At 56.6% G+C, this 20,381-nt stretch carries 22 protein-coding genes and 1 pseudogene; 10 read left to right on the forward strand and 13 right to left on the reverse strand.

All coding sequences use genetic code 11. The features are described 5' to 3' along the window. The first annotated feature begins 118 nt into the window (after window positions 1-118). Entirely contained in the window at window positions 119-1,480 is a 1,362-nt protein-coding gene (locus DOM32_RS03295) for a KAP family P-loop NTPase fold protein (RefSeq protein WP_157957014.1), read from the forward strand. Between the two features lie 116 nt (window positions 1,481-1,596). Here DOM32_RS03295 and DOM32_RS03300 read toward each other — a convergent pair whose 3' ends face one another. Next, a complete protein-coding gene (locus DOM32_RS03300) occupies window positions 1,597-2,049 on the reverse strand; it encodes a GNAT family N-acetyltransferase (RefSeq protein WP_110631200.1) in 453 nt (150 codons plus the stop codon). Between the two features lie 456 nt (window positions 2,050-2,505). Here DOM32_RS03300 and DOM32_RS03305 point away from each other — a divergent pair, with 456 nt between their 5' ends. The 3 genes from DOM32_RS03305 (at window position 2,506) to acuI (ending at window position 5,186) form a co-directional block, all read left to right on the forward strand. Next, entirely contained in the window at window positions 2,506-2,742 is a 237-nt protein-coding gene (locus DOM32_RS03305; RefSeq protein WP_110631203.1) for a hypothetical protein, read from the forward strand. Between the two features lie 268 nt (window positions 2,743-3,010). Next, a complete protein-coding gene (locus DOM32_RS03310; RefSeq protein ID WP_110631813.1) occupies window positions 3,011-4,147 on the forward strand; it encodes an MFS transporter in 1,137 nt (378 codons plus the stop codon). Between the two features lie 52 nt (window positions 4,148-4,199). Further along, window positions 4,200-5,186 carry an acrylyl-CoA reductase (NADPH) gene (gene acuI, locus DOM32_RS03315; protein WP_110631206.1) on the forward strand — a complete coding sequence of 329 codons (987 nt, stop codon included), beginning with the start codon at window positions 4,200-4,202 and terminating at the stop codon, window positions 5,184-5,186. Between the two features lie 36 nt (window positions 5,187-5,222). Here the strand turns inward: acuI and DOM32_RS03320 are convergent, their stop codons facing one another. After that, window positions 5,223-5,657, reverse strand: coding sequence for an Rrf2 family transcriptional regulator (locus DOM32_RS03320; RefSeq protein WP_110631209.1), 435 nt, complete (start codon window positions 5,655-5,657; stop codon window positions 5,223-5,225). Between the two features lie 80 nt (window positions 5,658-5,737). Here DOM32_RS03320 and hmpA point away from each other — a divergent pair, with 80 nt between their 5' ends. After that, a complete protein-coding gene (gene hmpA, locus DOM32_RS03325; RefSeq protein ID WP_110631212.1) occupies window positions 5,738-6,958 on the forward strand; it encodes an NO-inducible flavohemoprotein in 1,221 nt (406 codons plus the stop codon). Between the two features lie 40 nt (window positions 6,959-6,998). Further along, entirely contained in the window at window positions 6,999-8,066 is a 1,068-nt protein-coding gene (locus DOM32_RS03330; RefSeq protein ID WP_110631215.1) for an NAD(P)H-dependent flavin oxidoreductase, read from the forward strand. 37 nt (window positions 8,067-8,103) lie between these two features. On the opposite strand, the gene DOM32_RS03335 is transcribed toward DOM32_RS03330, so the two are convergent. From DOM32_RS03335 to DOM32_RS03370, 8 genes and pseudogenes are all read right to left on the reverse strand, one after another. Next, window positions 8,104-8,742 (reverse strand): hypothetical protein, encoded by a 639-nt coding sequence (locus DOM32_RS03335; protein WP_110631219.1) that lies wholly within the window; start codon window positions 8,740-8,742, stop codon window positions 8,104-8,106. A gap of 400 nt (window positions 8,743-9,142) precedes the next feature. Beyond that, window positions 9,143-9,318: pseudogene (locus DOM32_RS18340) on the reverse strand (BCCT family transporter); the annotation flags it as partial. Between the two features lie 424 nt (window positions 9,319-9,742). Next, window positions 9,743-10,435: a DUF1003 domain-containing protein gene (locus tag DOM32_RS03345; RefSeq protein WP_110631820.1), complete on the reverse strand. Its 693-nt coding sequence runs from the start codon at window positions 10,433-10,435 to the stop codon at window positions 9,743-9,745. 186 nt (window positions 10,436-10,621) lie between these two features. After that, window positions 10,622-11,290 (reverse strand): GntR family transcriptional regulator, encoded by a 669-nt coding sequence (locus DOM32_RS03350; protein ID WP_110631222.1) that lies wholly within the window; start codon window positions 11,288-11,290, stop codon window positions 10,622-10,624. Between the two features lie 62 nt (window positions 11,291-11,352). Further along, window positions 11,353-12,540 carry an alpha-hydroxy acid oxidase gene (locus DOM32_RS03355; protein WP_244179783.1) on the reverse strand — a complete coding sequence of 396 codons (1,188 nt, stop codon included), beginning with the start codon at window positions 12,538-12,540 and terminating at the stop codon, window positions 11,353-11,355. Window positions 12,541-12,566: 26 nt separating this feature from the next. Further along, on the reverse strand, window positions 12,567-13,847 hold the full coding sequence (locus DOM32_RS03360) for a TRAP transporter large permease (RefSeq protein ID WP_110631228.1): 1,281 nt from the start codon (window positions 13,845-13,847) through the stop codon (window positions 12,567-12,569). Next, on the reverse strand, window positions 13,844-14,362 hold the full coding sequence (locus DOM32_RS03365) for a TRAP transporter small permease (RefSeq protein ID WP_110631231.1): 519 nt from the start codon (window positions 14,360-14,362) through the stop codon (window positions 13,844-13,846). The genes DOM32_RS03360 and DOM32_RS03365 overlap by 4 nt, the downstream gene beginning before the upstream one ends. A gap of 72 nt (window positions 14,363-14,434) precedes the next feature. Further along, window positions 14,435-15,439 carry a TRAP transporter substrate-binding protein gene (locus DOM32_RS03370; protein WP_244179784.1) on the reverse strand — a complete coding sequence of 335 codons (1,005 nt, stop codon included), beginning with the start codon at window positions 15,437-15,439 and terminating at the stop codon, window positions 14,435-14,437. A gap of 498 nt (window positions 15,440-15,937) precedes the next feature. On the opposite strand from DOM32_RS03370, the gene DOM32_RS18190 reads away from it, so the two are divergent. Then, entirely contained in the window at window positions 15,938-16,060 is a 123-nt protein-coding gene (locus DOM32_RS18190; RefSeq protein WP_276232190.1) for a hypothetical protein, read from the forward strand. Window positions 16,061-16,810: 750 nt separating this feature from the next. On the opposite strand, the gene DOM32_RS17695 is transcribed toward DOM32_RS18190, so the two are convergent. The 3 genes from DOM32_RS17695 to DOM32_RS17900 all read right to left on the reverse strand — a co-directional run bounded on the left by DOM32_RS17695 (window position 16,811) and on the right by DOM32_RS17900 (window position 18,850). Beyond that, the gene (locus DOM32_RS17695; RefSeq protein ID WP_157957015.1) at window positions 16,811-17,821 is read right to left on the reverse strand and encodes a hypothetical protein; all 1,011 of its coding nucleotides are present in this window, start codon (window positions 17,819-17,821) and stop codon (window positions 16,811-16,813) included. Continuing rightward, entirely contained in the window at window positions 17,802-18,404 is a 603-nt protein-coding gene (locus DOM32_RS03380; RefSeq protein ID WP_110631237.1) for a DUF2726 domain-containing protein, read from the reverse strand. Before DOM32_RS03380 ends, DOM32_RS17695 begins: the two co-directional genes overlap by 20 nt. A gap of 140 nt (window positions 18,405-18,544) precedes the next feature. Beyond that, entirely contained in the window at window positions 18,545-18,850 is a 306-nt protein-coding gene (locus tag DOM32_RS17900; protein ID WP_110631240.1) for a helix-turn-helix domain-containing protein, read from the reverse strand. Between the two features lie 108 nt (window positions 18,851-18,958). Between DOM32_RS17900 and DOM32_RS17905 the strand changes: the two genes are divergently transcribed. The 3 genes from DOM32_RS17905 to DOM32_RS03400 are packed head-to-tail and all read left to right on the forward strand — an operon-like array spanning window position 18,959 to window position 20,102. Further along, window positions 18,959-19,165: a MerR family transcriptional regulator gene (locus DOM32_RS17905; protein WP_244179785.1), complete on the forward strand. Its 207-nt coding sequence runs from the start codon at window positions 18,959-18,961 to the stop codon at window positions 19,163-19,165. Continuing rightward, window positions 19,162-19,899, forward strand: coding sequence for a hypothetical protein (locus tag DOM32_RS03395; protein WP_110631243.1), 738 nt, complete (start codon window positions 19,162-19,164; stop codon window positions 19,897-19,899). The genes DOM32_RS17905 and DOM32_RS03395 overlap by 4 nt, the downstream gene beginning before the upstream one ends. After that, window positions 19,896-20,102: a hypothetical protein gene (locus DOM32_RS03400; protein ID WP_110631246.1), complete on the forward strand. Its 207-nt coding sequence runs from the start codon at window positions 19,896-19,898 to the stop codon at window positions 20,100-20,102. The genes DOM32_RS03395 and DOM32_RS03400 overlap by 4 nt, the downstream gene beginning before the upstream one ends. Window positions 20,103-20,381 lie beyond the last annotated feature (279 nt).

Genomic DNA, 20,381 nt, shown 5'->3' on the forward strand with positions numbered 1-20,381 from the left:
TCAGACAAAGCGTAGGGTGTAGGTAAGCGTACAGGATAAGATTGTTGAACGTGCATGCGCGTTCAAAGAGAAATATCGAACAAGCAGTCTAACACCTGTTATGCGCAAAGGAGTAAAAATGAACATCGTTACACCTCCGATTATCGTAGGAGAAAATGAGGCATTCGAACAAGATGCCCTTGGGCGAAGCAATTTTGGTCAATCGCTATTGAATCTAGTTTCTCAGTCAAGCGATGAACTTGTTATCTCTCTCGATGGAAAGTGGGGTGAAGGAAAGACTACGTTTGTAAAAATGTGGCAGGGAATGCTTAACCAGGCGGAGGTGCCCAATATTTATATTGATGCTTTTGCAAACGATTATATAGATGATGCATTTATTGCTGTTGCTAGTGCAATTACAAAATATATTGAAGAGAATTCCGTAAACCCGGATGATGAGAAGTCAAGGGAATTCCGTGAAAAAGCAAAGCTCGTTGGGGTTCAATTATTATCTTGGACTGCTAAGGTCGGAATTAAAGCAGCCACATTGGGTGCAATAAAAGATAGTGACATAGAAGAATTAAAAGATATTAAATCCGATATAGCTAAAGGATTATCCACAGTCGTAGGTGACTTTGTCGGTGAAAGGCTAGCATCACACAAGCAAGATGTAGAGCGGTTTCAATCATTTAAAAAATTGCTATCGGAAATACCAAGTCTTCTTAGCCCCGAAGGTGATAAGCCTTTCGTAATAGTTATCGATGAGCTGGATCGTTGTAAACCTACTTACGCCGTAGAACTAATCGAAAAAGTTAAGCATCTGTTTTCTGTAAAGAACGTAGTATTTGTGCTCGTCATGCATAGAAAGCAGCTTGAAGAAGCCGTCAAGTGTGTTTACGGAGAAAACATAGATGCGCACACTTATCTTCAGAAATTCATTAATATAGAAACTACGATTCCCAAGAAAATTGGTGATCGTCACGATAACGACATCAATCAGTACAATAGAAGGCTTTTCGATTTACATGAAATAGAGACGTGGGGAGATGGTCGCAATCTAGTGGATTGCTTGGAAGTGCTCGCGATGCACTTTAATTTGTCATTGCGTCAACTTGAGCGGGTCTACACAAATTTGGCTGTTTTTTACGCATCTTCATCAGAAAATCAACTTAGACTTGTTCCAGTGATTTCTTTTCTGGCAGTTATAAAGGTAGTTAACCCAACCGTTTACGAGGCTCTTTTACATCAAAAAATAACCTACGAAGAGCTTTGCCAAAAGACTGGGCTATCTGACCATGACCAAGAAGATAGTAGTTTGAGAAAGCTGCAGTTTTTAGCGATGTGGCTTAAGTTCTCGCTTATAACGGATAAGCAGTTTGAACAACTGGATGAAAATGATCGAATAAGAAGCTTCGGCCAATCATTGTGGCAGTACAATGTAGAACGAGAGCGACTAATGCCTATATTTATACAAAAATTAAACATGTTTACTGTTGCATAGAAATGTATAACAAGCGCATGTTGTTGGACTGGTTTTCCACTGCGCTTCAAACTAGCCGCAAATGCGAGCGTTAATCAACCCTGACTAAACGTTCGCTCATAACCGAATGCTGTCACTTACAGATCACCCGCCGCGGATCGGGCTTTGATGAACTTCATCAAGCCGCGATCCTGCTTCTCAACGGGAAGCCAGCCGGCACGCTCGTAAAACGCATAGGCTCGACTGCCGATCTCGGTTTCCAGCCAGATCTCGTCGAATTTGGCGAATAAGTGGCATTCGGCTCTCTCGAGAAGTAAGCGGCCCGCACCTCGCCCTTCATGGTCGGCGCGGACGAATAGCCCAAATACGCACCCGGTCTCGTCGCGAACCATCGAAAAGCCCACGGGTACTTGATCAATCTCCGCAACCCAAAGACAAGGGCCCTGGGCGAGCATGGCGGCAATGGCTCCAGGCGTGATGCCCATCTCGGTGAGTTGCTCGTGCGAAAGGTGGTTCTCCGCCACGCTGGTACGGATGGCGAAGATCTCATCGATATCAGCGTTACGAGCTTCTCTTACTTGAATTGGCATATGTCGATACCTTGGCAGCAACGGCTCGCCACTGATGAAAAGCCGGCGAGCAGCTATTTTGAATCACCTAATGCCTAACGGCGAGCTCACTTGGCGGCTTGCGGTCATAGACTGCGGGCCAGCAACATGAATGCAATACCCAAGGCTGTGACTCGGTGAGGCCCGACATTCAACTCAACCACACGGCAATTGCACGACCTGTACAACTTCACACCTCATCACCCTACCCCAGCCAAGCCTTCTCCACGTTGATATGGCGCTTCAAGACTTGACGTCATCCTGACAACGACTTGTACTCGAAAACTTACTTGTACAAGTTTTGGTGACGTGCCATTATCGTTCTGTCGGCAAGGATCGCCGGCACGGGGTGAGGCACCAGCCGCCTGACCCTACGGTATATGCCCTACATAGATCGATCAGGATGATCGGTTGGTAACAAGCCAAGGAAGGCTATTCATGAAACACGACATTTCCTGCCCGCGATGCGGTTGTTCCGAGGCGCTTTCCAGTGACGGCGATCAGGACTGGGACGAGATCAACTGCAGCGCGTGCGACGAGTTCATTGGCACCCGGGATTATCTCAGCGGCTTTCATTCCCGGAACTATCGGTTGCATGCCCTGAGTCTGTCGCTGGGCATGATGATCCAGATGACGCATGGGGGAAGTCTTCTATCCCCGATGAAGGCGGCCTGATGCCCGATTGATCGAGAGGCGAGTTGCAGCCGCGGTCACGACGAACGTCAGGTCCGATGTCGTCCTCCGCTTTGCGCGCCCGCCTCCATCCGGTTCGAGTTGTTCTAGTGGTCTGTCCCTGTGTGCCGCTCCCCGAGCGGCTTTTTTTGGTTCGGCTTTTTTTGGTTCGGCTTTTTTTGCTTCGATGGGCCGAGCGGCGATTTCCGTTCGGACGCTACAATGATGTCTCCCTGAACCGTGTCGAATGACCAGCAAGTGGAGCTCGTTCATGCCTAGCGCCCGTAAAACCTGGCTTGCCGTGGCGGCCGCCTTCGTGCTGAACGGTGGGCTCTTCGGCGCGTGGGCCTCGCGAATCCCCAGCGTCGTCCAGCAGAACGCCATCGATGGCGGCCAACTGGGGTTGCTGCTGTTGCTGCTGGCGCTGGGCGCCATCGTCTCCTTCCCGCTGGCCGGGCGCGCGTCGGATACGTTCGGCGCCGCGCGCACGACACTCGCCATCGCGGTCTTCTACGCGCTGGCGCTGATCCTGATCGCACTGGCGCCCAGCCTGTGGCTGCTGGCCCCGGCGCTCTTTCTGTTCGGTGGCGCCCACGGTTCCATGGATGTCGCCATGAACAGCTGGGCCGGCGAGGCCGAGCGCTACATTGGCCGGCGGGTGATGTCGTCGCTTCACGCGATGTGGAGTCTGGGCGCCGGTCTCGGTGCCGCCGCCGGCTACCTGGCAGTCAAGCTAGACCTGAGCCTGATCGTTCATTTCACGGTCTTTGCCGTCCTGCTCTACGCCGTCACCAGCCGGTTCGCCCATATCGGCTGGCAGTCCGAAACCCGCCCCCGCGCGCCCGGCGGCAGCCTGTTTCCGCTGCCCAGGGGGCCGCTGCTGTGGGTGGGGATCATCGCCATGTGCGCGTCGATCGGTGAAGGCGCCATGGCGGACTGGAGCGCGCTCTTCCTGGTCTCCGTCACCTCGGCCAGCGAGGCCCAGGCCGCACTCGGCTATACCGTCTTTTCGATGGCGATGGTGATCATGCGGCTCATCGGCGACCGCGTGATATCGATCCTGGGCCCGACGCAGGCGGCGAGACTTGCCGGCTCCTCGGCGCTGGCCGGCGTGTTGCTGGCCGTGCTGTTTGCCAATCTGTACACGGCGCTGGCGGGGTTCGTGCTGCTCGGCGTGGGCTACGCGCTGATCATGCCGCTGGCGATCACCCGCGCCGCCAACGACCCGCTGACGCCACCGGGCGTGGCGATCGCCAGCGTTGCCACGCTGGGTTACGGCGCCATGCTGTTCGGGCCGCCGGCGATCGGCTTCACCGCCCACTTCATCACCCTGCACTATGCTTTTTGCCTATTGGGGATCCTGGCGTTCTTCATCATCCTGTGCGCCCCGGCGCTGGATCGGCGGTAATCGTCCCTCGCCGCCGTTCCCGTGATGCCCGATCTCATTCGAGGAGAGAGTCATGTTCAATGCCATCCTGGTCAGCCAGCAGGAAGACAACTCGTCCGAGGCGGTGCTGTCTCGACGAGAAACGGATGATCTCCCGCCGGGCGATGTGCTCGTCCGGGTGGCATGGAGCACGCTCAACTACAAGGATGCCCTGGCGATCACCGGCAAAGGGGCGGTGATTCGGCAATACCCGATGGTCCCCGGCATCGACCTGGCCGGCACGGTGGAGCAGAGCGATAGCCCGGACTGGCAACCGGGCGACCGCGTGCTGATCAACGGCTGGGGTATCGGTGAAGCGCACTGGGGCGGGCTGGCGCAGATGGCGCGGGTACGATCCGAGTGGCTGACCGCCCTGCCCGACGGGCTCGACCTGCGCCAGACCATGGCGATCGGCACCGCGGGCTATACCGCCATGCTCAGTCTCATCGCGCTGGAGCGCCACGGGCTCACGCCGGACAGCGGCGACGTGCTGGTCACCGGCGCCAGCGGCGGCGTGGGGAGTTTCGCCGTCATGCTGCTGGCGCGCCGGGGCTATCGCGTCATCGCCGCGACGGGCCGCGTCGAGGAGCGGGAGTATCTGGAACGTCTGGGCGCCGCCGAGATTCTGCCGCGTGCCGAACTGGACAAACCGGGCCGCCCGCTCGACAAGGCGCGCTGGGCCGGCGTCATCGATTCGGTCGGCAGCCATACCCTGGCCAACGCCTGCGCGCAGACCCAGGTCGACGGGCTGGTCGCGGCCTGCGGGCTGGCCCAGGGCATGGATTTTCCGGCCACCGTGGCGCCGTTCATTCTGCGAGGCGTGTCGTTGCTCGGCATCAACAGCGTCTACCGGCCCCACGCGGAACGGGCCGTGGCGTGGTCCCGCCTGGCGACGGAGCTCGATCTGGACCGGCTCGAGCAGGCCACCAGCGAAATCGGCCTCACGGAGGCGATCGCCGCAGCAGGCGATCTGCTCTCCGGCCACGTTCGCGGCCGGCTGGTGGTGGATGTCAATCGGTAAACGGCCGCGCGCGTTCTTGTATCGCGGCCGCACGGCTCAGTCGGGGCTACCCAGCAGCACGCGCAGCTCCTGGCGATTCTCGACGAGATCGGCCAGCACGTAGCCGTCCAGCACGGCCAGAAGCGCCTGCTGTGCTTTCCATAGCACGCCCTTCAATCGGCAGCCCGGCTCGATCGGGCAGGTGGAGTTCGGCCCGAAGCACTCCAGCAACTCCAGGTTCTCGGTCTGTCTCACCAGCGCGCCGATGTTGATCTCCTCGGCGGGCCGCTGAAGCCGCAGACCGCCTCCCCGGCCGCGCAGGCTGGCCACGTAGCCCAGCTGTACCAGCGTCTGGGCGACCTTGGCCAGATGGTGCGCGGAGATGCCGTAATGTGTCGCGGCCGACTGAACCGTGGCCGGCATTGCTTCGCTTCTCGCCGCCAGATAGATCAGCAGTCTCAGGGCGTAATCGGTATGTGTCGTCAGTTTCATCAGCGCTTGACAGCCATAATTTGGTAAATGATACTCCTATTTAAAGAGGTATCCTAAATACTTCATTAGAAGGAAGCAGCATGCCCACTCCCGCCCAGATCGATGTTATCAAGCAGACCGTTCCGGTACTCCAGCAGCATGGCGAGACACTGACCCGCCATTTCTATGCCCGAATGTTCGAGCATAACCCGGAGGTCAAGCGCTACTTCAACCCCGCCCACCAGCGCTCCGGCGGCCAACAGCGTGCCCTGGCCGGCGCCATCCTGGCCTACGCCCAGCACATCGAAGACCCTTCGGCGCTGGCTAGCGCCATCGAAGTGATCGCCCAGAAGCACACTTCATTGACGATCCAGCCGGAGCACTACCCGATCGTCGGCGAGAACCTGCTGGCTTCGATCCAGGAAGTGCTGGGCGACGCAGCCACCGATGACATTCTCGATGCCTGGGCCGCCGCCTACGGCGAACTGGCGCAGGTCTTCATCGATCGCGAACAGGCCATCTACGCCCAGCAGCGCGAACAGCAGGGCTGGGCGGGCTTCAAGCCGTTCACGGTCGTGCGACGTCAGGTCGAGAGCGACAACATCGTCTCCCTGTATCTCGCGCCAGAAGACGGCAGCACGCCGCCCGCCCATCTGCCGGGGCAGTATGTCTCGATCCGCCTGCAGGACGCCGATGGCCACACCGCCATGCGCAACTATAGCCTTTCCAACGCGCCGGGGGCGTCCGCCTATCGAATCAGCGTCAAGCGCGAGCTCGGTGGCAACGACGTGCCGAACGGCGATGTCTCGAACCGCATTCACGACGGGCTGGCCAAGGGCGACCGTATCGAGCTTTCCCCGCCCTGCGGTGCGTTCACGCTCGAGCTGCCGGCACCGGCGGACAAGCCACTGGTCTTCATTGCCGGTGGGGTCGGCATCACGCCGCTGATCTCCATGGCCCATGCCGCGTTGAACGCCTCCGCCTCGCGGCCGGTGACCTTCGTCCAGGCCGCACGCCACGGCGGGCTGCGCGCCTTCACGAGCGAGCTGGAAGCGCTGGCCAGGGATTACCCGAACTTCGAGCTGCACACCTGCTTCAGCGAGCCCCGGGAAGCGGATCTCAGCGATGATGATCGAGTGAAAGGCGGCGAACTGGAAGCGGACGATCTGGAACGCTGGGTCGGCGGCTGGGGCGCGACCTATTACTTCTGCGGCCCGTTGCCCATGATGCAGAAGGTCGACCAGATGCTGGAAGCGAAAGGCGTGGCAGCCGATGACCGGCGTTACGAGTGCTTCGGCCCCTTGCAGCCGCTGAAGGCCTAAGAGGCAACGGCCGGTCACCGCAACGACGGAGGTAACAGACATGTCTCACGGATTGTTCGACGATCTCGGTCTGGAGATTCCGATTCTTCAGGCACCCATGACAGGCGTTTCGACGCCGGCCATGGCGGCGGCGGTTTCCAATGCGGGAGGACTGGGCGGCCTCGGGCTCGGCGCCTCGACACCAGAGGCAGCGCACCGGGTCATTCTGGAAACGCAGGCGCTGACCTCTCGGCCGTTCAACGTCAACCTCTTCTGCCATGCACCTGCGGTGCGTGACAGCGCGCGGGAACGACGCTGGATCGAACGAGCCCGGCCGCTGTTCGAAAGCTTCGACGCCACGCCGCCGGAAACGCTGAAGGAGATCTACGCGTCCTTCCAGACCAGCGACGCGATGCTCGAGGTGCTGCTGGCAACCCGCCCTGCCGTGGTCAGCTTCCATTTCGGCCTGCCCAGGCCGGCGCAGATCGAAGCGCTGCGTCAGGCCGGATGCCGGCTGATCGCCACCGCGACATCGCTTGCCGAAGCGCGCCAGATCGCGGCCAGCGGGCTCGATGCCATCGTTGCCCAGGGCTGGGCGGCGGGCGGCCATCGTGGTGTGTTCGATCCCTCGGCGCCGGATGAACGTCAGTCGACCCAGGCGCTGACCCGCGAGATCGTCGGCGAGATCGCGCTGCCGGTCATCGCCGCCGGCGGGCTGATGGATGGCGCCGACGTTCAGCAGGCGCTGACCTGGGGCGCGGCAGCGGCCCAACTGGGCACGGCGTTCATCGGTTGCCCGGAAAGCGCCGCCGACGAGGCCTACCGGACTCGGCTGGCATCCGGCGCCGATACCGTGATGACCAGCGCCATTTCCGGCCGTCCGGCGCGCTGTCTCGTCAATCGCTTCACCGCCTGGGCCGAAGGCGCTGCGGCGGGCGACATTGCCCCCTACCCTTGCGCCTACGATCTCGGCAAGGCACTGAATGCCGCCGCCAAGGCCAGAGGCGAAAGCGGCTTCGGGGCACAATGGGCCGGCACCGGCGCGAGCCGAGCGACCGACCTTGCCGCGGGCGAGCTGGTCCAACGGCTGGAAGCGCAAAGACAGGCCGCGAGCTACGACCGTAGCTGAATACGTTCCCTGAATACGCCGCTGATGAAGACAAAGCTTAGCCGTTTTGCTCTCGCATCCACCGGCGAACCACGCGCCGTTTCGGTCTCGACGCGTACCGGCGAGTATCGAGACGGGTCGGCACCAGAACTTCCCCTTCCGAGCTCATCGTCAGCGCGAACGTTCGGGAAGCCCCGACGGGTGAATCCTCACTGCCGTAGACGGCGATGACACGCAGCTCTATCGCCTGCAGCGTACGGCCATCGGTCGTCCGGAAATCCTCGGAAGGAAGGCCATGGAAACGCAGAACACGATCGATGATGTCGCGGAAGGAACCAATGTGGTTGTAACTGCCGGAGAGCATCGGCCCTTGCCGCGTGGTCTCGACCAGCCGAGAGACTTCGCCCTCCTTGGCCGTCGACTCCTCGAAATCGATCAGATCCCGGGAAATCGCACCCTGATCGGTGTGAAGGATCGCGATGATATGTTCGATGAAAATCGGCTCGGGGCTCATGTTGCTGATGACGCAACGCGCCTGCAGCGTACGGCCGAAGCCGCGATTGATGATGATCTTGGGCTGGCGTTGCCGCTTGAAGTTGAGGTACAGCAACTGGGCATAGAAGAGCCATACCAGCAGCGTGCATAGACTGGTCAGCGCCGTGATGGCGGAGCTGTTCTGAGAAACCCAATCCATCATGTCTCTACTCACTGCCGACGGTTACGGCCTGGGAACGTAGCGGTAAATCGACGCAAGGCGCAACCAAAAAAGGCCCAGCGAAGAACGGCACAACGAAAGAAGAAAGGCACAACGAAGAAAGGGAGTCGGCTGGCCGACTCCCCCAAACGTTGCTCGTCCTTGCCAAATCACCACGGCTTCCTGCCGTGCATCCCTGTGTCGCCGCTTCCTGCAGCGTCCGTCCCTGTCAAAACGCCTTCCTGGCGAAGGCGACTACTGTGGACCTCATCGGCGCCCAATAACTTGACTCACGTCAAGTATGGTCGCCAGATTTGTTTCAATACGTTTCCCGATTGGCCTGAACCGCTTTCCGTTAGCCAACCAGGCGACACCTGCGATCTTGAAGGAGGACGGGGAGAAACACCAAAGCCGGCGCAACGCGCTGGGAAACCGATGCATCCGTCTTCCCGCCTGCCGTGAGGGAATCGATGACCGACGATCCGGAACCCGATGACGTGACGAAGAACATGATTACCAGAATGACGCCCACGGAGGTGATGGTAGCAACGGCAACTGATGCAGCATGACGAAGAGTTCAGCTCACTGTGATGCCGCAACGGGTGAGGAGGAAAATTAACGGAGGCCCAACGAAGAAAGGGAGTCGGTTGGCCGACTCCCCCAAGCGCTGCTCGTCCCTGCTAACTCATAACGGCGTCCTGCCGTCCGTCCCTGTGTCGCCGCATCCTGCAGCGCTCGTCCCTGTCCAAAACGCCTTCCTAGCGTTGGTATCCACTGTGGGCCTTGTCGGCATTATTTAAATTGATATGAATCAAGTATAGATGCCATATTTGTTTCAAAATGTTTCGATAAAATTAAAGTTGTCGCATAACGGCGTCACTTACGATCATTACAACCATTCAATCATGAACACCCGCGATCTATTCCAACCGAGAAAGCGGCGCAAACCATTGATATACAATGCTTTCTAAAAACCAAAATAAATATAAATGAATTATTGTTTCTATTTGCTTTGCTCTTCCAACAATTCAATCTGGATCTGCTGGAGTTCGATTAACTTATCCCATTGCTGAGCCATCTGATGATCGATCTTCTCGTGGAGTTGCCGGATTTCGAGCTCTGCCTTGAGATTGATGCGGTAGTCGTTTTCGCTTCGTAACCGATCCTTGGTTTCCTGCCGGCGCTGGCTCATCATGATCACCGGGGCCTGGACCGCCGCCAGACTGGAAAGTACGAGATTGAGCAGGATAAACGGATAAGGATCAAAGGGCCTGGTCAGTATCCCACCCACATTGACGATGACCCACACCAGCAGCACGGCCGAGAACGTCAGGATAAAGGCCCAGGAACCGCCGAACAGCGCCACCCGATCCGCCATGCGCTCCCCGAACGTCGCGGACCTGTCCAGCAAGTCCTCCGGGTTTTTCGAGATGAGCTGCCTGTTATTGAGACTCTCGATGACCTGGTGTTCCAGCTCGCCCAGTTCACCGCGCTCTTCCTCCAGCATTCGCTCGACGTAGAGATGGCGAAACCTGGCAAGATCCTCGCGGCAGATCATCTTGCCCTCTTCCCAGCCGGGCGCCGCACTGGCGATCAACGCAGACACGCCCGGCCGCACGGCAATCCAGGGTTTGAGAGCGCCCGTCTCGAACCGACGCTGGCAAACGTGGCATATCCACCTATGCGTATCGTTCATCGCCATTTCTCACCTGTGAATCACGCGCCCGGAAACATCGAGACAGATTAAACGGCATTGTCAGCCGGAGAGGAATGGTATTCAGCGGTGGGGGAGAAATGCCAGGATGCTATGGCTTAGCCCCGGCTTAGAATGAATGCGAAAAGACCAGTCACGGTCGCTCAAGAAATAGACGGAATCATACCCTCAAGAAAGATATTCCGAGTAGCTTTCGGCAAGCCTCTGGATATTCTGATCCATAAATTGCAAATGCACCTTCATGGCGTCTTCCGCAGCGTCGGGATCGCGCTTGGCGATGGCTTCGATAATCCGCGTGTGCTCCTCGACGATCGCAGGCACGCGTTCTTCGTTAAGAAACAACATCCGGACACGGTTGATATGCAACTGAACGTGGTAAATGATTTGCCACACTGACGGTCGCCCAGCGATATCGGCAATCTTTTGATGAAGCTCTTCGTCGAGGGTTTCGATCTTGTAGTACTGCCCTTGCCGATAAACTAGCCGCTGATGCTCGAGGTTATCGTAAAGATCTCGAGCATCGCGGTCGCTACATTGCACGGCGGCGTCGCGTATCAGGGCGCATTCCAGCACCGAGCGCGTGTAATGGGCCGCCTTGACGACATCGAGCCGAATGGGCGTCACGAATGTGCCGCGCTGGGCGAAGATATCGACGAAGCCATCGTAGCGTAGTCGCATCAAGGCTTCTCGAATCGGCGTGCGGCTGATGCCGAACTCTTCCGACAGCGCTTTTTCGTGAATCCTTTCACCGGGTTTCAGTACGGTGGTGATGATCTTGTCGCGTATATCGCTATAGGCACGATCACTCGACGACCGTTCTTGCACCCCTTTCATCATGCTTTCGACTCCTGGCTAACGCGGCCCATTACGTTCTGTTACCCCCATCCTAACCTTCCGCCCTACGCGGGGCTAACCGTTTGCGGCACGCAAGAATCACGTATCAACGAGCGGTCTAGATCCTGAAGGTTGCTGCATCCAAGAAGCCCCAGGGTTCGATCCATCTCCTTGTGCAGTAAGCCAAGCGCATGATCGACGCCCGCCTGGCCGCCGGCACCCAGCCCGTAGAGCGTCGTGCGGCCGAGCAGTACCGCGTCTGCCCCCAGAAGTACCGCCTTGAGAATATCACTGCCGCGCCTGAAACCGCCGTCCAGCAAGATGGTGAGCGCGTCACCGACAGCGGCCCTGACGTCGGGAAGGATTTCCATCGGCGAGACGGAGCTGTCCAATTGGCGCCCCCCATGATTGGACAGCACGATGCCATCGATACCGTATTCCACCGCCGTGCGAGCTTCTTCCACCGACAGGATGCCCTTGATCAACAAGTTGCCGGACCAGTTATCCCGCAGCCAGCGAATGTCCTCCCAGTTCAGAGAGGGCATCAGATGCTTGCCTATCTCGGCAGCCGCACCCTGCACGGACGAATCCTCGGGCGGCAAGAGGTCCCCCAGGTTCTTGAAGGTCGGCACGCCATGCGGATACAGCACATCCTTCATCCAGCGGGGCCTGCTCAACACATGCAGCTTGTTGCGCCAATTGAGCACGAGGGGACGCGCGTAATTGCGCGTATCCCATTCCCGGTTTCCGTAGATGGCGCTATCCGTGGTCACGACGATGGTGTCGTAGCCTGACGCCCGACAGCGGTCGACCAGGTTCTTCACATAGTCATGGTCGCGATAGAAGTAGATCTGCATCCATGGCCATCCACCGGGGACCTTGGCGATCTCTTCCAGCGGCTCGGTCGAGGCATTGCTCAGCGTGAAGGGAATCCCCCGGGCCGCCGCAGCGCGGGCCAGCTTGGAATCCCCGTCCTGGGTGATCATGCCGTTGAACCCCGTCGGCCCGATCACGACCGGCATGCTCACCCGGTGGCCCAACAGGTCTCGGCCGAGATCCCGCTGACTGACATCGGTCAGCGTCTTGGGCGTGAACCGATAGCGGTTGAAGACGGCCCGGTTGTTCAGCAGGCTGACTTCGTCGTCGGCGCCGCCATGAATGTATTCATAGACGAAGTTCGGAAGCCGTCGGCGTGCGATCTCGGCAAGCTCCGCGATGCTCAGTGCCTGATCGTAGCGCTGTCTGCGCGGCATGCTTCTTTTCATGTCAGCTCCATCATTCAACCGTTATGCAGAATACTTAAGGGATAGGTCACGATCTCGGGGAAGATAATCAGTGCAAACAGGATCGCCACGTACATCAACAGCATCGGCCATATGCCGCGCGAAATGTCGATGATGCTGATTCGGCTGATGCTGCACCCCACATAGAGCACCGTGCCCACCGGCGGTGTGATCAAGCCGATGGAGAGGTTGATGATCATCACCACACCGAAGTAGACGGGATCGATACCGAGCTGCTCGACCACGGGAATCAGCACGGGCGCGAAAATCAGCACGGCGGGCGTCATGTCCATCACGCAGCCGAACAGCAGCAGTATGACCATGATGATCAAGAGCATCAGCGTCGGGCTATCGGTAATACTCATGAGCCCTGCCGCGATCTGGGAAGGAACCTGCGCTACCGTGATCGCATACGCCGTGACAATGGCCGCCGAGGCGATCAGCATCACGATGGCCGTGGTCTTGGCGGTATTGGTAAGCACATCGAAAAGCTGCGTCAGGCGAATTTCTCGATAGCAGAGGCTGATCAACAGCGCGTATACCGCAGCGACGACGCCCGCTTCTGTCGGCGTGAACACGCCGCCACGCAGACCGACGATGATGATCAAGGGCAACAGCAAGGCCCAGAAGGCACGTTTGAAGGTGTGAAGCCGCGCCTGCCAGTTTGCACGCTCGAGTCGTTTGGTATCGGCTTTGCGCGCGACCAACCACCAGGTGAACGTCATACCGATCGCCATGATAATTCCGGGCACGATACCGCCCATGAACAACCCGGTAATCGAAACGCCGCCCACGACCCCATAAAGTATCAAGGGAATGCTTGGCGGAATCACGGTCCCCACGATGCCGACGGAGGCTACCAAGGCGGTCGAGCGCTTCTTCTCGTAGCCTTGCGCCACCATCATGGGAATGAGGATCGCCCCCAGCGCCGCGGTATCGGCAACCGCGGAGCCGGATAAGCCTGCAAAGATCACGCCTGCCACGATGGCGACATAGCCCAGGCCGCCTTTCACATGGCCCACCAGTGACGAGGCAAAGTCGACGATGCGCTTGGAAACGCCCCCGGCATTCATGATTTCGCCGGTCAGGATGAAAAAGGGAATGGCCATCAAGGCAAAGCTATTCGCGCCGGTGATGAAGTGCTCGGCCAGTGTCGTGACATTGAACATGTCCTGGGTCCACATCATCACCACGGCGGAACTGAGCATGGCGAAGGCGATCGGCATGCCGATCAACATCAACGAGAACAGCACGGCGAGGAAGACGACGACCATCATGACACCGACTCCTGGTCATGATCGTATGCCCATGTGGGGCCATTGCGGCCGGTCAGGACAAAGCTCAACGCCTGGTACGCCATCACCGCGGACATCAGAATGGCCGCGATCATGCCGGCATAGTAGTAATTGTTGATGGGAATATCGGTGGCGGGCCCTGTAATCCCCACATTCAGTTCGATCAGGACCAGAAGCCCTTTGACCACGAGCGTCATCACCGCCACGGTCAGGGCCGTCGTCAACAGAAAAAGTAACTTCTGAAGCCAACCGGGAATATGGCGCACCAGGATATCCACTCCCAAGTGGCTATGTTCCATCACTGCGAGAATGGCTCCCAAGAACACGACCCAAACGAAAAGGTATCGTGCCACCTCGCTGGACCATGTCAGCCCGCTATCGAAACCATAGCGGAGAACGACATTGGTAAATACGAACCCCACCATCAATACCAGTGCAGCGGCAATGGCAAATTTGATCGACTTTTTCAAGAAACCGAACAAGGTCGTCATCGACATGAAACCACCCCTTATATACTCGGTTTTGCCATGCGAACTTCAGGAGTTCGCATGGCATTCGTATGACAGACCTTAAGAGCCTTCACGGACCATGTTCACCATGTCTTCAGCCCAGTCATACTGACTGTAAAAGTCGTCATAGATCGGCTGAACGGCTTTCACCATTTCATCGTGGAATTCCTGGCTCGGTTCCGTCACTTCCAGGCCGGCCTGCTCTAGCTCTTGCTTGATCTGGGACGCGGATTCCCGCATCAGCTGCCACTCCATCTCCATGGATTGACGAGAGGCTTCCTGGATGACGTCTTTCTCGTCATCGCTCAGACTGTTGTAAAACTGCTGGTTCATCAGGTACACGTTGGGGCTAAACATGTGCCGGCTTTCCAGCACGTTGTTCTGCACTTCATACCACCCTGAGCGATAAAGCGTGGCCAGGGGGTTATCCTGTCCGTCGATCACCCCCTGCTCGAGCGCCGGGTAGACTTCGGACATCCCCATGGTCTGCACGTTGGCGCCTAACGCCTGCCCCACTTCCACGTAAAGTTCCAGGTTGGGCATTCTCAGCTTGAAGCCATCGAAGTCATCCATGCTGTCGATTTTTTCCTTGCTCGAGAAAACCCGAAACCCATTAGCCGTCCACGCCAGGGGCTCTACCCCCAGCTCACGGAAATAGGGATCGATCTTCTCGCCGACAGGGCCATTAAGCATCGACTGTGCTTGGTCATAGTCTTCGAACAGAAATGGCCACTCGGGAAACCCGATTTGCGGCTTGGCTGTCTGCAATCCCATCCCGGCAATCGCCATTTCGATGCTGCCGGTTCTGACGCCATTGGTGTATTGCCGCTCATCGCCGAGCGAGCTGTTGGGGTAGATCTTCACCTGCATGTCGGAATGGCTTTCGACATACGGTTTGAATTTTTCGCGGATGGCCACGTTTTGAGGATGATCTTCCGCGAAGTAACTCGCGACCTTGATGGTCGCCGTGCTTTGTGCGTAGACATGTCCGGCAAACATGGCCGTTCCCACCAATGCGGAACCAACCAGAGTGCGGCCTATGATGGCTGGGAGTGAATATGTCATTCGTTGTGCTCTCCGTTCGCTGATACAGGCGCTGGCATCGAAGGCTCTCTATGAAGCCGGCTGATATACTAGTATTCACTTCCCGGTACGCCTAGAAAGACTTTTGTCTAAATACAAACGTCTTGGTTGCTGTGTTGGTCATGAACAGGAAGCTCAAGGCTGCCTATGTTGGGAAGGCTTGTATAAGCTCGAGGCTCGGCAAGAGACATAGACGGCCCTCACCAACCAGTTTCATATCTCGAGCTTTCTAGCCCTGCTGCAGCACTAAGGGCGGTATCCGGCAGCGCCGATCAGCCGCCAAACGGTGGCTTTCTACCTAATGGCATGCCGGCTTCCGGAGCAGTTGGCGGCCACACTGACGCCGTTGGCGCACGAAGAGCCGCCGCTCGCGGAAAGCTATGCAGGACGTAGCCCCAACACTCGTTGGGCCAGCCAGGATTTGAGCTGATACCCGCAGATGGCCCACTCAAATGGATGTCAGGGCTGTTCGCTGGGGGGATGCTCGATGGACGCGACCACCTGGTGCAGAAACGGCATACCGACCGGGCGATGCTGAACGTCATTCTCGACTTCTCGGTCAAGCTGCACGACATCTACCCGCAACTGACGAGCTATCGGTGACTCGTGTAACAGCTTCGCGAGCAGACGCCCCACAAAGGCTGGCACTTCTACGATCATCTCGAGGAATGCCTGGCTAACCGCCATCATCCCCTTATATCTGGAGATACCCTACTCGACATGCTGCGCGGGACGACCACTATGGAAGAACAACGCGATGCGATTCATTGCACAGCCTGTGATGTATTCAAATTGCTGTAACAGGGTAGCGCATCGAAGTCGCTCACCGACGAGGTCCGTCACGAAGCAACCTTATAGGCCGTCTTTAGATGACGAAGGATTTTTACGGTGGGAAATGGAAGACGCCTTGACGGTTTTTAGATATCACACTGAATGATAACGACGTCGGCGATGATGGTGGGCCCAGTAGGACTTGAACCTACGACCAAGGGATTATGAGAGGTATCCGCTGCGTCCCGCGCTGGCTGGTTTTCTTCTAATTCAACCGCTTAGCGACCGTCGCCAGCTAGCTGCGTACCACTATGGCTAGTGGCGATGGACACAATGTGGTCAATGCATTATGAGAGTGCCCCAGCTCTGGTTCAGATTTTTACATTATAACTGAAACCCCTGAGTTAAATTATTTAAAAGCATCTGATTGCTACACATTGCTTTAGTGTTGCGCCCCGTGTGGTTAATGCTTTGTATTACAGACGCTATTATTCATATTGCTTGAGTTCTTGAGTGCTTAATAACCACCTAGGACTCCGTTGCCACAGAGATATTTAACCACCACACACGCGAGCATTAAAACTAATCGCCCACAATACTTGTAAAAAGCACAAAAGAAACCACTGAAACAAGAACAGAAACTGCCAACAACTTACTTTTCCTGTAGCTAGGGGATGACTCCTCAAAATTTAAAACCTTTCCTTTAAAGAAGTTTTCGACAGCTGGGTAGATAACCTTCTCTTCCCCATCCTTGTGTTTTTCTTTGTAATCTTTAATATCTTTGTCACTATTAATCCAATGCGCAAACTCACAGCTATCTTTGTAATATCCATCAAGCGTAGATTTTAATGCCTCGGCTTTATCATGACTATCATCTGCTTCCAATAGGAAGCACTTATAGCTCAATAAAAAGGTGTTGTAAGATACCACGAGCCTGTTTCTAAATATCTTAACCTCTGTAATTGATTTTGCCCAATCAATTTGATGGTCTCGAAGTATCTGGTAATAATCATCTAAATCTTTTTTCCGTTGCGACAGCAGTTCCCTCTCCACCTCCATTTGTGAAGAACTATTAAAAGAACCGGCATTATCAATGAACGCTCGCCTCATGTTTGTATAATTATCGCTCTCCTCATCATATTCAGCCTTACAAGACTTGTATGCTTTGTCAGCGTCTCTACTAACAAAGACTTTCAACTTATATTCCGTTGCTCCTTCAAGAAACTCATAAACTCTTTGGCTTAACAAATCCCTTACCCCTTTCCTTTCATCTCTAAGCTTTGACTCTTTAGTAGTCTCAACGCTTAGATAGCCAAATGCGCTAGCTAAAACAGCACCACTTATGATAGTTAAAGAGGAAATTTCCACACCCAATGTGACTTTAAGCAGCCAGCCATAAATACAACCATTAACGACACTTATAAAAACTATGAAAGATGCAGAATCATTCCAAGGATCGATAAAAAAGCTTATTCTTTTGTAAAAAAAACCAAGCATTCCCGCCTTGTAAAAAACAAGAATAAATAGCGAAAAGCTATAAATCGTCCAAAAAATAGGAGTAGTACTTAAAAAGCTAAAAGTTTCTATAATCAACTTCTTTACCTTTTCTTAGAACTTTATAAACTGTCATCATAGGATCAATTTCAGCCTTCCAGCATGCTTTATCAAGGAAAGCATTAAGCGCTTCCCTATCCTCTCGACCATGACGTTCATTATTGAATTCGATGAGTTTCATTAATATCATCGACTTCCTGTCGAAAATCAAAAGGCCGAAATGCCACTGTGAAACCTGCCGAAACAGAGCCATCCATTCGCGGCTGCGTTCTTTATAGAGGGCGGTGTTGGGCTGGATGACGTCGACCACGCGGACCTGACAGAACACGTAGTGTGTCTCGCCATACTTGTACTGCAGGACTTTGAACAGCATCTGCTCGGGTCCGGTGAGCAAGCGCCTCTTCTTCACATAGGCGTCGCCACGTTCGATCAACTCGGCCGCCGTGACTTTCGTTGGTCGCTTGCTGGCCTCGCCTCGATAGTCCTTCTTGAAACCGCTAACGATGGCCCAGTAAACAAGCCTTCTGAATAAGCCATTTAGCGTTGCCAGGAAGGCGATGCCTGCGATGCCAACCACCAAAAAGGCAATCGCGACGTACGCGATCAGATCGTTTAACTGCATTCTTTCCCCCGATGCCCGTTACTGCTTCTTAGCTGTATCTCAGGTTCATCGGTAGATCCTTAGGATTCTTGAGCGTCTAACGCGCCCTTTCCCTGGTCCCGCCCATCACTGATTCCCTGTTCCCTGGTACCAACGTTCGGCTACTCGCCTCGCGACCCGGTATCCGTTCCTGTCGGCTTAAGCGATTGCCGTGCCTTCTCTATATCAGGGCTGATCTGTCCGACCTCCTCTATGGTCTGGTCGTTCATCAACCACATCGTGTACTGCGGGTAAACGGCCGTGATCTTCCGCATCACCTTGAATGACGGCTCGTTCCGCCCGTTCTCCACATTTATCAGCGTCTGCTTCGGAATCCCCGTCAGATCACAAAACGCCTGACGCCCAAGCTCTTCCGTCTCTCGAATCTCACGGATTTTTTCGCCAATAGGGCTTGACGTGTGTTCCATATGGGCTATATTCCATTTGAGGTATCCCAAAAGGGATACACCAATCTCTGATTTTGACTGTAACAGCCCAAAACATACCACAGCGACCCAAAACGAGCCGATACGACAATGGAAAAGAATAGCGCGCCCCAGGTCCCGGCCAATGTGCCAGTCATGACCATCGAGCGTTTCTCTGAACTTTCCGGGCTTTCCTTTGACACCATCAAGGGCCAGCTCCAGCAGGGCAACCTGCCGCTTTTCAAGATCGGCCGTCGTCGTATGGTCAACGTCGCCCTCCTGACTGCCGAATGCCTCCAATCGGAGGACTGGGCATGATCCAGGTCACTTTCGCTTACCTCATGCCGGACCAGCCCGCCCATGGCACCGGCTTTCATCTGGATGGCGAATACGCCGGCTACATCGGCCAGGACGCCAACGGCGACCACTTCGTCTACTTCTATCGCCCGTTCTGGCACAACACCCGCATCCGGGAGGCTCGCGGCTATGTCATGGTCACCGGAACAACTGGCGCTCTATCTCTTGTTCGCCGCCTCGTTGCTCGTCTGGCCTACCGGCAACTGACCAGCACCGCTCGCGCCGCCCTCAAGTTTGACTGCCAATCTATCTGGTTCCGTCGCGTACTGACCGACCGGGATCTCCAGCGCACTCTGTTCAGTGTCTACGTCGACCAGCGCACCTGGAACGATCCCTCCAGGGCCAACGCAAAAAGCGATCACGCGTTCACTCCTGAATGCGCATCGCAAAAGGAAGGGACCCCGAGCCCGTCCATCAAGGCCGTGGCCCACGTCTACCCCGCGCTCTCCTACAACCTGATCCATTACACCGATGGATCGACGCGACGCGTCACAGCCCAAGACATTCAGGCTGGAGCCGAGCCCGCTCCCGCCACCCCAGCGTTCCCTTTGGCCCGTGCCGCCTGCCCCGTCTCCCTGATCCCGCAGGCATCGACCCCGACACGGGCCCTTTTTCTTCCCGAAGCGATCACGCGTTCACTCCTGAATGCGCATCGCAGCAATGCAGCAACCACCACCACGAGGAACACCCAATGACCACCGCGAAGAAACAACCCGTTCGCGTGTTCCTGGATCAGACCGACCACTCTCGGTTTCTCGTCCAGGCTGGCACCAACAAGCTCACCCCTTCCGCCCTGGGCGAACGCCTCATGCAGTACGGCTTGGCCCAACTGGAGCGCGGCGACCTCACGCCGCTGGAAGGTGCCACCACCCCGGCCCGCCCGGAACCGGGGCGCTAATCATGTTCCTGCCTGCCCGTCACCCGTCGCCCATCGGTCGCACGGCTCCCCAGGCCGGAACCGTGGGCCCCGTCATACCCTGCGCAGCACGGGTTGACGGGGCCCGCGGGATCGGCCGCCGTGCATCACGACCGATGGCACGCGGTGTCGGGTGGGCAGACGCCTGCCCGGAGCCCCGAGTTCTGAGGGAGCGGGCCAAGCGGTGTCTCCACGGGCGCGCCTACGGTCACGCCGCGCTCCTCTACGCCCAGGCGGAACACCTAACCCGGATGCTCGATC

The organism is Salinicola salarius, from assembly GCF_003206135.1.
GTDB classification, from domain to species: domain Bacteria; phylum Pseudomonadota; class Gammaproteobacteria; order Pseudomonadales; family Halomonadaceae; genus Salinicola; species Salinicola salarius.

Bases quoted from the DNA above. Each gene is read 5' to 3' on its own strand.
- DOM32_RS03295 (WP_157957014.1), top strand. From the start codon at position 119: ATGAACATCGTTACACCTCCGATTATCGTAGGAGAAAATGAGGCATTC.
- DOM32_RS03300 (WP_110631200.1), bottom strand. From the start codon at position 2,049: ATGCCAATTCAAGTAAGAGAAGCTCGTAACGCTGATATCGATGAGATC.
- DOM32_RS03305 (WP_110631203.1), top strand. From the start codon at position 2,506: ATGAAACACGACATTTCCTGCCCGCGATGCGGTTGTTCCGAGGCGCTT.
- DOM32_RS03310 (WP_110631813.1), top strand. From the start codon at position 3,011: ATGCCTAGCGCCCGTAAAACCTGGCTTGCCGTGGCGGCCGCCTTCGTG.
- acuI (WP_110631206.1), top strand. From the start codon at position 4,200: ATGTTCAATGCCATCCTGGTCAGCCAGCAGGAAGACAACTCGTCCGAG.
- DOM32_RS03320 (WP_110631209.1), bottom strand. From the start codon at position 5,657: ATGAAACTGACGACACATACCGATTACGCCCTGAGACTGCTGATCTAT.
- hmpA (WP_110631212.1), top strand. From the start codon at position 5,738: ATGCCCACTCCCGCCCAGATCGATGTTATCAAGCAGACCGTTCCGGTA.
- DOM32_RS03330 (WP_110631215.1), top strand. From the start codon at position 6,999: ATGTCTCACGGATTGTTCGACGATCTCGGTCTGGAGATTCCGATTCTT.
- DOM32_RS03335 (WP_110631219.1), bottom strand. From the start codon at position 8,742: ATGATGGATTGGGTTTCTCAGAACAGCTCCGCCATCACGGCGCTGACC.
- DOM32_RS03345 (WP_110631820.1), bottom strand. From the start codon at position 10,435: ATGAACGATACGCATAGGTGGATATGCCACGTTTGCCAGCGTCGGTTC.
- DOM32_RS03350 (WP_110631222.1), bottom strand. From the start codon at position 11,290: ATGATGAAAGGGGTGCAAGAACGGTCGTCGAGTGATCGTGCCTATAGC.
- DOM32_RS03355 (WP_244179783.1), bottom strand. From the start codon at position 12,540: ATGCCGCGCAGACAGCGCTACGATCAGGCACTGAGCATCGCGGAGCTT.
- DOM32_RS03360 (WP_110631228.1), bottom strand. From the start codon at position 13,847: ATGATGGTCGTCGTCTTCCTCGCCGTGCTGTTCTCGTTGATGTTGATC.
- DOM32_RS03365 (WP_110631231.1), bottom strand. From the start codon at position 14,362: ATGTCGATGACGACCTTGTTCGGTTTCTTGAAAAAGTCGATCAAATTT.
- DOM32_RS03370 (WP_244179784.1), bottom strand. From the start codon at position 15,439: ATGACATATTCACTCCCAGCCATCATAGGCCGCACTCTGGTTGGTTCC.
- DOM32_RS18190 (WP_276232190.1), top strand. From the start codon at position 15,938: ATGCTCGATGGACGCGACCACCTGGTGCAGAAACGGCATACCGACCGG.
- DOM32_RS03380 (WP_110631237.1), bottom strand. From the start codon at position 18,404: ATGCAGTTAAACGATCTGATCGCGTACGTCGCGATTGCCTTTTTGGTG.
- DOM32_RS17900 (WP_110631240.1), bottom strand. From the start codon at position 18,850: ATGGAACACACGTCAAGCCCTATTGGCGAAAAAATCCGTGAGATTCGA.
- DOM32_RS17905 (WP_244179785.1), top strand. From the start codon at position 18,959: ATGGAAAAGAATAGCGCGCCCCAGGTCCCGGCCAATGTGCCAGTCATG.
- DOM32_RS03395 (WP_110631243.1), top strand. From the start codon at position 19,162: ATGATCCAGGTCACTTTCGCTTACCTCATGCCGGACCAGCCCGCCCAT.
- DOM32_RS03400 (WP_110631246.1), top strand. From the start codon at position 19,896: ATGACCACCGCGAAGAAACAACCCGTTCGCGTGTTCCTGGATCAGACC.